The 12913-nt window shown below is 63.4% G+C and carries 8 protein-coding genes; 4 read left to right on the plus strand and 4 right to left on the minus strand.

The window, feature by feature from the left end; all coding sequences use genetic code 11:
• The first annotated feature begins 178 nt into the window (after positions 1–178).
• Genes IIB36_15795 through IIB36_15805 form a run of 3 tightly spaced genes read left to right on the plus strand, consistent with a single transcriptional unit; the run spans position 179 to position 6121 of the window.
• The gene (locus IIB36_15795; protein MCH7533199.1) at positions 179–2602 is read left to right on the plus strand and encodes a DUF1592 domain-containing protein; all 2424 of its coding nucleotides are present in this window, start codon (positions 179–181) and stop codon (positions 2600–2602) included.
• A 37-nt stretch (positions 2603–2639) separates the two neighbouring features.
• Positions 2640–4064: a DUF1552 domain-containing protein gene (locus tag IIB36_15800; protein ID MCH7533200.1), complete on the plus strand. Its 1425-nt coding sequence runs from the start codon at positions 2640–2642 to the stop codon at positions 4062–4064.
• Between the two features lie 56 nt (positions 4065–4120).
• The gene (locus IIB36_15805) at positions 4121–6121 is read left to right on the plus strand and encodes an ankyrin repeat domain-containing protein (GenBank protein MCH7533201.1); all 2001 of its coding nucleotides are present in this window, start codon (positions 4121–4123) and stop codon (positions 6119–6121) included.
• 56 nt (positions 6122–6177) lie between these two features.
• Here the strand turns inward: IIB36_15805 and IIB36_15810 are convergent, their stop codons facing one another.
• Positions 6178–7290 (minus strand): hypothetical protein, encoded by a 1113-nt coding sequence (locus IIB36_15810; protein MCH7533202.1) that lies wholly within the window; start codon positions 7288–7290, stop codon positions 6178–6180.
• A gap of 865 nt (positions 7291–8155) precedes the next feature.
• Here IIB36_15810 and IIB36_15815 point away from each other — a divergent pair.
• Complete coding sequence (locus IIB36_15815; GenBank protein MCH7533203.1) at positions 8156–8320, plus strand: Rdx family protein; 165 nt, start codon at positions 8156–8158, stop codon at positions 8318–8320.
• A 74-nt stretch (positions 8321–8394) separates the two neighbouring features.
• On the opposite strand, the gene IIB36_15820 is transcribed toward IIB36_15815, so the two are convergent.
• From IIB36_15820 to IIB36_15830, 3 genes are all read right to left on the minus strand, one after another.
• Positions 8395–9132 carry a transposase gene (locus IIB36_15820; protein ID MCH7533204.1) on the minus strand — a complete coding sequence of 246 codons (738 nt, stop codon included), beginning with the start codon at positions 9130–9132 and terminating at the stop codon, positions 8395–8397.
• Positions 9133–9386: 254 nt separating this feature from the next.
• Positions 9387–11855, minus strand: a complete 2469-nt coding sequence (locus tag IIB36_15825; protein MCH7533205.1) for an ABC transporter permease — start codon at positions 11853–11855, stop codon at positions 9387–9389.
• Between the two features lie 342 nt (positions 11856–12197).
• The coding region (locus IIB36_15830) for a transposase (protein ID MCH7533206.1) at positions 12198–12913 on the minus strand (716 nt) is incomplete at its 5' end.

The following is a 12913-nucleotide window of genomic DNA, read 5'->3' on the forward strand; positions in this document are numbered from 1 at the left end:
GCGACGTCCTGCTTCATTAGCAAGCGATCGCTTGCTAATGTGAACAAGGAGGCGAGCGCCGCTCGACCGCTTCGGCGCTCGAATTTCTCAACGTTTCGGCATCGCAGCTTCTCCTTGCACCGAAGCCGAGAAGCCGCATACTATAAAACTGTGCGTTTCTCATGGGAGTTCGGTCCGGATGAAATCGATCGTCATCAGCTCCGGCGTGTTGGGCATGACACTCGTGCTCGCGGGCGAATCTCTCGACCTGCCGACCTACGACGTGACGGTTGTTCCCGATCCGCACGAGGCTCTCGCCACGCCGGAAGTCGATCCCAACGAAATCGTGGCCAGCACCTGCGTCCGATGCCACTCGGACGCGCGCCTCCGCGGCAATCTGTCCCTGGAGGATTTCGACATCGCGACCGCCCCGGAGAACGCGGAAGTGGTCGAGCGCATGATCCGCAAGCTTCGGGCCGGCATGATGCCTCCGCCGGGTGTGAGGGCGCCCGAGGGGGACACACTGCTACAGCTCGTCGAGGTGCTCGAGAGCACGCTCGACTCCGCGGCACGGCGGAGCCCGAACCCTGGGCGTCGGACCTTCCAGCGCCTGAACCGTCGCGAGTTCGAGTACGCCATACTCGACCTCCTCGATCTGAGCATCGACGCGGGAGACTGGCTCCCGCTCGACCAGATGAGCGCAAACTTCGACAACATCGCCGACGTACAGTCCCTCTCCCCGATGCTGCTGGAGGCCTACCTCAACGCAGCTGCCGACATCAGCCGCATGGCGGTGGGCGACCGAAACGCATCAGCGGTCAACGTGAACTACAGGCAGTCGATTTATCAGTCGCAGCACCCTTGGGACCGCGTGGAGGGCGCGCCGTACGGCACGCGGGGCGGGCTCGTCGTCGAGCACGTCTTCCCGGCAGATGGCACGTATCAGTTCGGTATGACCTTCAACAGCGGGCGGGGGACGCGCTTCGAAGACATCGACGTGTCGGTGGATGGCGAGCGCGTGGCGCTTGTGGCCTACACGCGATCCGGTGAGGCCGCGGATGGACGGGGCGGCGGGGCACTTTGGACGGACCCCGTATTCGTGCGCGCGGGTCAGCACAAGGTCTCGGCTGCGTTCATCCGACGCTTCGACGGTCCGTACGAAGATCTCATTCGTCCGCACGGCTGGTCGCTCGCCGGCGGTGGTTCGGGCGGAGACGGGATCACTACACTGCCGCACCTCCAGGATCTGATCGTCGGTGGACCTGTCGAGGCGACGGGGATCTCGAACAGTCCGTCTCGGGACAAGATCTTCACCTGCCGGCCTACGTCGCCTTCCGAGGAGCAGCCGTGCGCCCGTGAGACCATCCAGCGGCTCGCCTCCACAGCGTACCGCCGGCCCGTGGACGACGATGAAGTGGACGGCATGATGCGCTTCTACCTCAGCGGACATGAGGCTGGCGGTTTCGAGCAAGGCATTCGCAGCGTGCTCGAGGCGATTCTGGCCTCTCCGTTCTTCGTCCTCCGCCTCGAGCGGGAGCCTGAGGGTCTCGCCCCGGGTGCGTCGTACGAGATCGCGGATCTCGACCTCGCGTCGCGTCTCTCGTTCTTCCTGTGGGGCACCCCGCCGGACGACGAGCTGATTCGAATCGCCGAGGCCGGCAACCTCAACGATGCCCAGGTGCTCGAGCGCCAGACCCGTCGGATGCTGGCGGATCCTCGCTCCGAGGCGCTCGGCACGCGATTCGCGGCTCAGTGGTTGCGTCTCCAGGACCTGTACAAGGTTCGTCCGGACCCGAACTTCTTCCCGAACTTCGACGAGACGCTCGCCGACGCAATGCGCCGCGAGACCGAGATGTTCTTCAACCATCTCGTCCGGGAAAACCGGGACGCATTAGAGCTGTTAAACGGGCACTACACTTTTGTGAACGAGCGGCTCGCGACGCACTACGGGATGAAGGGCATCGCCGGCCGCCACTTCCGGCAGGTCGCTTATACGGACGACGTTCGAAGCGGGCTCCTGGGGCAGGGGAGTGTGCTCGTACTGACGTCGTTCGCCAACCGGACCTCTCCGGTGCTGCGCGGCAAGTGGGTCATGGAGGTCCTGATGGGGATGCCTCCTCCGCCCCCGCCGCCTGGAATTCCGGACCTGGAGGAGACCGCGGGCACGCAGGACGGCGTGCGTCTCACGACCCGGGAGCGCATGGAGCTGCACCGCGCGAACCCGACGTGCAACTCCTGCCATCGGTTCATGGATCCGATCGGCCTCGCTCTCGACAACTTCGACGTGACGGGGCAGTGGCGTGTCCGTGAAAACGGGATGGTACTCGACACCCGAGGCGAGTTTTACGATGGCACACCGATCGCGACGCCAAAGCAGCTCGCCGATGCTCTATTGCAGAGGCCAATACCGCTGATGCGGAATCTGACCGAGAACCTTATGGCGTACGCGATCGCCCGTCGGGTGGAGTACTACGATCAGCCGTCGATCCGAGAAATCGTGACCGAAGCGGAAGACGACGGCAAATATCGTATGGCCGACCTCATCATAGGAGTCGTGCAAAGCGATGCGTTCCGTATGAAGCGTACCGCCAACAGTGCGGTGTTTGAGGATGCAAGGAACTGAACGTCCACAACTCACACACGTGAGGAGTTAGGAGACGATGGAGTTCATCACCGGGAAACACATCGGACGTAGGACATTCCTGAAGGGGCTCGGCGCCACCGTCGGCTTGCCCTATTTGGACGCGATGGTCCCCGCCGGGCGCCTGAGCGGCGCCGTGGCGCGAGTGGCGGAGGAGAAGACGCCGCTGATCGTGATCGAGGAGGTCCACGGACTCGCGGGCTGCAACAATTGGGGTGCGACGCAGTTCCTTTACGCGCCCGAGACGATCGGCAAGGACTTCGAGCTGTCTGACATCAACGCGCTCGCGCCGCTCCGTGAGTATCAGGACTACCTCACCATCGTCAGCAATACGGATTGCCGGATGGCAGAGGCCTTTACGACGCCGGAGATCGGGGGTGACCACTTCCGCTCGAGCGCGGTCTTCCTGACGCAGTCCCATCCGAAGCAGACGCAGGGATCCGATCTCTTCGTCGGCACGTCGCTGGACCAAATCCACGCAAGGCGCTTTGGCCAAGATACGCCGCTCCCGTCTATGCAGTTCACCATTCCGAACATCGACCAGGCCGGTGGCTGCACGTACAACTACTCGTGCGCGTACACGGATTCGATCAGCTGGGCTTCTCCCAGTGAGCCGATGCCGATGATCCGTGATCCGCGGGTGGCGTTCGACATGCTGTTCGGCGCCGGCGGTACGCGCGAAGAGCGGGCGGTACGGCGCGAATCCCGGGCGAGCATCCTCGATTGGATTACCGGCGAGGTTGCCGCGATCCGTCGCGAGCTCGGCTCGGAGGACCGTCAGCGCATGGAGCAGTACCTCGACAACGTCCGAGAGATCGAGCGTCGCATCCAGATGGTCGAGGCACACAACTCCACGGGTGAAGAACGCGCGATTCCGGAGGCACCCGCAGGCGTGCCGGACTCGTACACCGAGCACATGCACCTGATGTTCGACCTCCAGGTACTCGCCATCCAGACGGACATGACGCGGGTCATCTCTTTCAAGACCGGTCGCGATGCGGAGAGCCGGGTCTTCCCGGAGAGCGGCTCCGATCGTCCCTTCCACCCCGCGTCGCATCACGGCGGACGCGAGGAGGGGGTCCTCGAGTTCAACAAGATCTGCCAGTTTCGCGTGAGCATGCTCCCGTACCTGCTGGACAGGCTCCAGAACACGATGGACGGTGACAAGAACCTGCTCGAGCGATCGATCGTGATGTTCGGTTCGCCGATGGCCGATTCGAACATCCACAACCACCGTCGCTGCCCGCTCATCTTCCTGGGTAAGGGCAACGGAATTCTCGAGGGCAACCTCCACCTGAAGGCCACGGACGGGACCCCGATGGCCAATGCGATGCTCCGCATGATGCAGGACCTGGGGCACACGGACATGGAGGGCTTCGGGGATAGCACCGGAAGCATGTCGCTCACGTCGCCGGGTCGCGCAACCGCGCAGGAGCTCCACTAGGACGAGGCCTTTCTCGGCGGGAACCGAACGCCCAAACCGCACGCGAGGGATTTAGGATGAAAGCAGGTCTACGCTCCAACGTTCTAGGTGGTCTTTGTCTCGCTGTCCTAATCGGCGCCGGCGCGCCCGACGCTCCGGTGGCGGACGCTCCGGTGGCGGACGCGGCGATGAGGGGAGATGTCGACGCGGTGCGTCAGCTTCTCCGGGAAGGTGCGGACGTCAACGCGGCGCAAGGCGACGGCATGAGCGCGCTGCACTGGGCTGCGGAGCGTGGCGACGCCGAGCTCACCGAGATGCTGCTCTATGCGGGTGCCATCATCGATGTGGTTACTCGTATCGGCGAGTATACCCCGCTCCACATCGCGAGCAGAAATGGGCAGCTGGAGGTAGTCTCCGCGCTGCTCGCCGCCGGCGCCGACGTCGGCGCCAGGACGGATCCGGGCGGTACCACGGCGTTGCACTTGGCCGCCACTGCCGGTGACGCGTCTGTCATCGACCTACTCGTCGAGGCTGGAGCCGATGTCAACGGGCGTGAGGCCGAGTGGCAGCAGACGCCTCTGATCTTTGCGGCCGCCCGGAATCGCGTAGACGCGATCCATGCGCTTCTGGAAGCGGGCGCGGATCCGAACCTCGCCGCCGAGTCCTTCGATCTGAGCGCTCAGCGCCCGATCGACCGCGCCGCGAACCAAAGGAATGCGGATGTGCTCGCAGCGTTCACCAATGACGGCGCATGGGCGCCCACATCGGCTCAGATCCAGGCGGCCGTGCGCGCGGCGCGCCAGGTGTACGAGGCGGGCATCGACGAGGATGCGGAAGAGGAAGAGGAGGACGAGGACTCACGCCGCCGTGGGCCCCCGAATATCGTCAGCAAGGGGGGACTCACGCCGCTTCTGCACGCCACGCGTCAAGGCCATCTCGAGTCGATAGCCGCGCTCTTGGACGGTGGGGCCAACATCGATCAGGTGGGAGGAGGAGACGGCACATCGCCCCTTCTAATTGCGACGATCAACGGTCAGTTCGACGCGGCGATGCTCCTCTTGGAGCGGGGCGCGGACCCGAACGTCGCGTCGTCCCTCAACGGCGTCTCGCCGCTGTGGGCGACCGTAAACTCCGAGTGGCAGCCCCGCACGCGCTTCCCGCAGCCGCAGGAGCGCGGGCAGCAGCAAAACGGCTACCTCGAGACGATGGAGGCTCTGCTCTCATCAGGAGCGGACGCGAACCACCGGATTACGATGCACCCCTGGTACATGGTGTACAGCGGGTGCGGGAATGGCAACTGTGGGCTGATCGACACCAACGGTGCGACCGCCTTCCTCCGTTCTGCCTACGCGACGGATGTAAACGCGATGAAGCTCCTGTACCGCTGGGGTGCCAATCCATTCCTCACGACGAAGGCACCGGAGCGGCGGCCTAGCAGGAGTGCGCGCGCGCGTCAGCAAGCCATCAGTCAGATCGCCGATGCGGACGAGTTCGCAGAGCTGTCCGACTCGACGAAGGCCTCTGTGCTTCGCTCCGTCTGGAACGAGCTTCCGGACTCCGTGAAGGAAGATCTGCCCGAGTTCACCGTCACCGACACGCCTGATGCGGTTCGCGAGGATGTTCTGGCCCACGCTCAGCGACAGGACTCGGTCAAGGCGGCCGAGCCGGATCCTTCGGGTCTGCCCCCGGTTCCGGTCGGTGGCCCGGGCGTTTGGGCGATCCACGCCGCTTCCGGAGTGGGATACGGCGAGGGCTTCGCCGGTAACGCGCACCGACATGTCGACAACGGGTGGCTTTCCTCGGTGAAGTTCCTGGTCGAGGAGGTGGGTATGGACGTGGACGCCCGAGATCACAACGGTTACACCGCGATGCACCACGCGGCGGCTCGCGGCGACAACGAGATGATCCTGTACCTAGTGGAAAAGGGAGGCGACGTCACGGTCGTCAGTCGACGGGGGCAATCGACCGCGGACATGGCCAACGCGCCGGTGTCCAGGCTGTCGCCGTTTCCCGAAACGATCGCTCTGCTCGTCAGCCTCGGTGCTGTGAACAACGACAACTGTGTGAGCTGCCAGTAGCGCGGATCTAGGTCAGAGGTCGAGGGAACTGTTAAGCATCGATCACGTCCTCTGCCTCACCTTCCCGTCCGACCGCCGTTGAGCGTGAACTTCTGCGCCCGGAACCCGGCCTGGACACTGTCACCGGCAGCGGCATCGACGATCCAGGGGCCTGCCGCCTCGGCCACGAAGATGTTGCCCTGCGGGTCGACGGTCAGGTTGTGCGGCCGACCGAGCTGTCCGGTGCCCGTTCCTGGACCCCCGAACTCGTCGACCTTCTCCAGATCAGAGCGCCGCAGCACGACGATCATGTGCGAGCCACCGTCGGCCACGTACAGGTACGTCTGGGCTTCGTCCGGCGAGAAGCCGACCGAGAAAGCGGCCTCGCGGGCACAGCCGGGTGTCGGTGGCTCACTCCTGGGCGGGCACATGGGCCGTAGGACCTTCTCCATCACGAACTCGCCGCTCTGGAGGAAGACCTGGATGCGGTTGTTGGCCCGGTCTGCTACATAGATGTGGCCGTCCCGCGAGCCGGCGATGCCGTGCGGCGTCCGGAGCTGCCGTGACGGTTCCGAGGACGCGGGGTCTGGGCGGTACTCGTCATCCGGCATCTCGCCGTACGCTCCCCAATGGCGGAGGTACTCACCCGATTCGCCGTCGAAGACGATGACGCGCCGGTTACCGTAGCCATCCGCCACGAAAACCTCATTGTCGACCGGGTCGACCCAGATCTCGGCGGGTCGTCCCATCAACTCCGTGTCGTTGCTGCCACCGGTCTCGTCGAAGCGGCCAATGGTTAGGACGTGCTCACCGTCACGCGTGAACTTGAGCGTCAGGTTGCTCTCGCGGGCGTTGGTCCACACGAAGTCGTTGTGGTCGATGAACAGACCGTGCACCACGCTCCAGTTCTCGTCGGGGCCGCGGGCGCTCCAGCTCTGTACCATGTTGCCATCCGGATCCCACTCGGCGATCACGCTGCGGCTCGACGTCCACACATGCCCCCTGGAGTCCGCAGCGATCCCGATGACCTGGCCCCACTCGAAGTCGGCTGGCAGGATGGGCCAGTCCGCGTCGGCCTGGAACGTCGGCACGGCGAGCGGGGGCTCGGTGGCCTCCGGGCCGGCGCAGGCTGCGCCGAAGAGGAGGAGAATCACAGCGGAGCCAGTCGCAAGCTTCTTGGGCGCGATCATCGATCATCACTCCTCGTTACTGGGACGCACGGGTCTACTGACGACTCGCGGCATGTCAACGTAGGAGGGCGGATCCGGCGCTGTCCATCGCGGCCCCTTGCCGACGCGCCCCGGGGGCGAAGCTCGTTGTTTCGCGTCGAGGGCGTGATGCATAACGTGGGAGGAGCAGATACCCCCAAGGGAGAGCCCGATGCGCCGAGTCCTTTGTGCCGTCTTTGCGACTGCCCTTATCGTAGCGTGCGCGCCCGATATCACCTCGTCGGTCGCCGATCCGAACCCGGAGGCGTAGTTCGCAGCTGCTGCGAGCGGCCGCGGGGGTGTGAGGGCGTCATTCGTCTGCGAGCTTCGGAGAATTATTTGGTCGACTGGGGTTGCTCGAAGGTGATTCAACCACCGTATCGGGGCTGAAGGCTATGTAGATAGGGAGGAGCGAGGTGACGACGTGCGAGGGCGGGCCGGAGTAGGGGAAGGAGCGGACGTCAGCGGGACGGTGGTGGATGCGAGGACGTCAGTGGGACGGGGGCATACTCATCGGTGCCCCGCGAGGTGAGGGAAACGATGTCGCCGGGAGCGTAGAGCCGTTCCAGCGCGAAGGGTGGACAAGCACAGTAACGGAGCAGCCGCTCTACACCCGCCCGGTCCTCACCGTGGATACGGACAGAGGGGCAACTGGTTGTCGAGGGAAACATTTCTATGCCTGTCCCCCTTTGCATCGCCGCGCTGGACTCGCCATGGTACACTCTCAACAGTGACCGCTGAAAATTCCACGCACCCAGGAGACGCTATGAAAGTCGAGATCCGTTATTGCTCCGCTTGAGGCTATCAGAAGAGAGCCACGAGTCTCGCGGCAACCATTCAAGAACAGTTGGACATTGAAGCTGTGCTCGAGGTCGGTGAGGGCGGTCAGTTCGACGTGCTTGCGGACGGCAAGGTTATCGCTTCGCGTGGGGGGAACGTGTTCGCCCGCATCCTGGGCGGCGGCTGGCCGAAGCCTGACGAGGTTGTTGCCGCACTCAGTGCGCATCGTTGACAGCTCCGCATTCTTGTGTTGATCACGACTCTTGCTGATTGCAATTGTTCAAGAAACTGTCCAGCATGGTTATCTCACTGCAGGAGGATGCTTGAAACGACCGGTGGGTCAGTGAGGAAAGCGAGAATCTTCATCTGGCCGCCGCAACCGGTACAGATGAGCGGCAACACGCCGTAACCGCGAGCGAGAAGGACCGCCCAGCGGATGCGGGCCCGATTCGCAGGTCGGGCCGGACGGTCGCCGCCTGACGCATGGTGCATCGAGAGGGGGTCGGTGGCCTCAGGCTGCGGGGCCTCGACGTGAGGTCTGTCGATCGCTACGACTGCAGCCCGGAGCTTCGCGTTTGGGGCAAGAACGCCGTGGTAGCGATGTCTGTGTAGACGCGGTGGGGGAATGAGGCGCACGAGCCGCTCCAGCAGTTCAAGCGGAGTGAGTCTGAGCTCAGTGCAACCGTCGGGTGCGGGCTTTGCAAGCCGATAGACGAGGCGTGCCCCGGTTGACGAGAGCGAAGCGATTCCTGCGGGTGCATGAAGTCGCTCGAGCGCAAAGGGCGGACGCGCACCGTAGCGGAGCAGCCGCTCGATGCCTGCCCGGTCCTCTCCTTCGATACGCACAGAGGTGTCGATGCTGAATCCGCCCGAGCCTCGCCATTCGAGCATGCCGCTGGCGTCGGCTTCATCCAGAATTCCATGGCTGCGGAAGCAGCGAAGCACACGCCGTTGCACGACACGCTGAAGCTCAAGCCAGTGGGCCACAGTAAGCTGGCTGGCCGCATGGAACTGGGCACCTCGGTCGTCGGCTCTGGAGAACACGCCATGGGCTCAGCAGCAAAAACGGAGCCAAATGAAGTTCACGATCCGCGCCAACGTGGATCTCAACTCGCTCCTTTTCCAAAACGCCGAAGAGGCGGCCCGGGAGTCTCCGCAGCGAGGCAGGACACTGTGTGGGTGCCCAAACGGAGTCCGGACCGCCCCTTTGTCTTTGGGGGATGAGTGGGGGATTATTCGGCGGCGATTCGGGGACGATTCCCGGTCCGGCTCTAGCGGACGGCGACCCCGGTTTTAGCCTACTCCGCTCTCAGCGCGATAACAGGATCCACACGAGTCGCCCGCCGGACAGGGGCCCAGCAGGCCAACATCGCGACCGCGAAGAACCCTAGGGCAACCGTCACGTAAACTGGCACCTCCAGCGGTGACACGCCGACCAGAAGACTCTGCATGAGCCGGGTCGCCCACAAACTTGCGATCAATCCGAGTGTGGTGCCCGCTACAGTGAGCGTCACAGCTTGCTTGAGGATTAGACGGAGGACACTACTCGGTTGCCCACCCAAGGCCATCCGGACCCCGATTTCGCCCATGCGCTGCTTCACGATATGCGACAAGACGCCATAGATGCCGGTACCCGCGAGCACCATCGCGACGAGCCCAAACGCGCTGATCAACACCAACGCAAAGCGGGTCTCCGTCATGGCTTCCGCGACCCGAGACTCCATGGTGCGCACATCCGAGATCGGCAACCGCGGATCTAAGACGCTGAGCGCTCGCCGCACCTGCGGCAGCAACGAGGTCGGGTCGTCTATACCGGTGCGCACGACGTAGGTCATTCGAGGGGAAGAGCCCCCGTAGCCGTGCGTAAAATAGACGGTTTCTTTGCTGTCCACGGCGAGCGATGGGCCGCGTTGATGCTCCACGACGCCGATGATCTCGACCTCTTGGGGGTCGGGTGTGGTCGCGCGGATCAACATGCGCTTACCCACAGCATCTCCTGCCGGGGCGATGATCGCCGCGAGCAATTCGTCGACGACCACGACCGCGGAGCTGTCGGCAAAGTGTTCGGGAGAGAACGAGCGTCCTGCGACCAACTGTGTGCGCATGGCCTCGAAGTAGCCTGATCTTACCATACGATAGGTCGCCTGACCGTAAAGGCTTTCGTCCGTTAGAGCCTCGAGCGGACCATACCGCCCTCCAACGCCGTTGTCCTGAAGGGGAATCCTGGTGCTAGAGGACAGCTGTTCAACACCGGGAAGCGCAGCGAGCGCAGCGTCGAATTCGTCGAAGAAGATTCTTCGTTCGGCACGAGGATATTCACTAGCCGGCAGGCCGATTCTGAAGGTCAGAACGTTGGTCGCATCAAATCCGGGATCGACACGCTGAAGCTCAACGAAGCTCCGGACCATTAACCCAGCACCGATCAACAGGACCATGGACATCGCGATCTCGAGCACCACGACTCCGTTTCGAAATCGGAGCTGCCCTGAACGCGAAGACGATCGGCCTCGGTCCTTCAAACAATCGGTCAGACGTGGATTGGACACCTGTAGCGCGGGTACCAGCCCGAAGAGCAATGCCGCGAGCATCGATGCCCCCGCCGCGAACCCAAGAACGGTTAGATCGATCCCTACCGAATCCATGCGCGGCAAGTGGGCGGGCCGTAGCGTCTGCAAGATTTTGTTTCCGCCCACGGCAAGCAGCAACCCAAGAGCGCCTCCCGTGAACGCGATGACGCCGCTGTCGATCATCAGCTGTCGGATCACCCTGCCGCGACTTCCACCCAAGGCCGCTCGTACCGCGAACTCACGTTCCCGACTGCTGGCCCGGACCAGGAAGAGATTTGATACATTGGCACACGCAATCAACAGGACGAAGACCACAGCGCCGAACAACGGAAGGAGAACGGGCCGCACTTCGGCCGTCAGCTCCGTTAGCATGAGCGTCACGTCGAGCTGCCATCCGGCGGTCTCCATCAGCGCCGAAGATTCACGCATACGGATCGAGTACCCGTCCATCTCGGACTGGGCCTGGGCCAAGCTGACCCCTTCATTCAAGCGTCCGACCACCACCCAGAGCCCAGTCCGGCGGGCGGGCCAGGCGTCGACATCGATTTGTGACGCCATCCAGACATCAACCTGAGGTGTGAGACCGGCCAGACCGAAGTGAAGACGGACCTGAGGCGGCATGACCCCGACCACCATCGCCGTATTGCTGTCGATCTCGATGGTGCGACCGACGATCTGTCGGTCGCCTCCATACCGGCGCTGCCACAACTCATGACTGAGTATGACGGTGGAGGGGGGTATCTCGCCGGGATTGGCATCGGGACTGACCGGGTCCGAGTCCTCTAGGACGAAGCCGCGTCCTATCAAGGGCACAATGCCCAGCACGTTCAGGAAGTTGTGCGTCGTGAGAGCGATGTCGACGACCTCGGGGTCGCCGTCGCCGCCCGTGAGTGTTTGAGCACGGGTAACCACGCCGGCGAGGTCCTCGAACAGCGTCGACTGCTCCTGCATGTCTCGGAGGTCGAGTGGCGAGATGTTGAAGTGGGGCTGGTTTCGGTTGGTGAGGTTGGCCCAGATCACGGCGAGTCGATCTGACTCTTCGTAAGGAAGGGGCTCGAAGAGCACACTCTGGACCACGCTGAAAATGGCTGTGGTCGCACCGATACCGAGTGCAATCGTACCGACTGTGATCGCCGTGAAGCCAGGTTGGCGGAGGAGGCTTCGGACTGTGTATCGGAGGTCTCGCATGAGTTCGCCCAAGGTATCGCTCCGGCAGTTCTAGGGTCCATTGAAGGGGTGGACTTACGTCGCCCCACTGGGGCGCGCAAGGTGCGACCCAGCGGGTTCCCATGGGTTGCCCGGGGCCGCTAGGCCTAAAATAAGCGAGTTGGGCAAGAACGCCTGCGGGTTGTGCGGTGGGCGCTATAGCAGCTTAGAAGCGTGCATGAAATGGCGGATCTCTGTCGCTCGGGCAGGGTGGCGGTAGCGCAACGCCTGAGTGGAGAGATGTTTTAGGGGTTCAGGGCGCAGAGATCCCTGGACCGCGCCGTAGCGGCCCGTACAAGCGTGTAAGCGGTCTGGGACCCTGGGAGACCGCGGTGACTACCCGAAGCCAGTGCGCTCGATGGTGCGCCAGGCACTGAAGAAGCGGTCCAGAGTGGGTTGGTAGCCAAGGAGCCGGATCGTGATGCTGCGCGCTCGCCGCGTCACACGGCAGGGTATGAGGATGACGCTGTGGATGAAGCGGCGGAACTCCATGCCCAGATATTCCTTCCGATCCCGCTTCAGGTGCATCATCATCGCGAACCACGACTTGATGTTCCAAGCCAAGGCCGCGATGACCATGTAGGCCCAGTTGCTCACCAGGTCGTAGAGCGGCACCCGCAGCGCGTTGACGCCATTCTTGAGCTGCTCGATGACGTTCTCCTGGTCGCAGCGCTCGTTCGCACACCGGACCACTTCCGCGGCGCTGAGATCTGTGCGGGTCGTGATGTAGAAGAAGTAGCGGATCTCATCGATCAGGACGTGCTCGCCCTTCATCTTGCTGATGTTCTTGCGCAGAGCCACCACCCGATACGGCTGGCCGCACTTGCCCGGCTGGTAGTCGAACTCCGCCACGTCCTCGTAGTTCAGCTCCAAGTTGACGTAGCCCCGCTCCCGGACGATGCGCTCCTTCTCGTCGGCCTGGAAACGCTGCCGCGTCTGGTCGGTTAACGGCACGTGCTTCGGCTCTCGTTCCATACGCTGCCAGCTGTCTTCATCCAGAGCCTCGGCGCGGCTTACCAGGGCCGCATTGGCGTCCATGCCGAAGATGAAAT

It is taken from the genome of Gemmatimonadota bacterium (assembly GCA_022560615.1).
Taxonomy (GTDB): domain Bacteria; phylum Gemmatimonadota; class Gemmatimonadetes; order Longimicrobiales; family Gaopeijiaceae; genus UBA1138.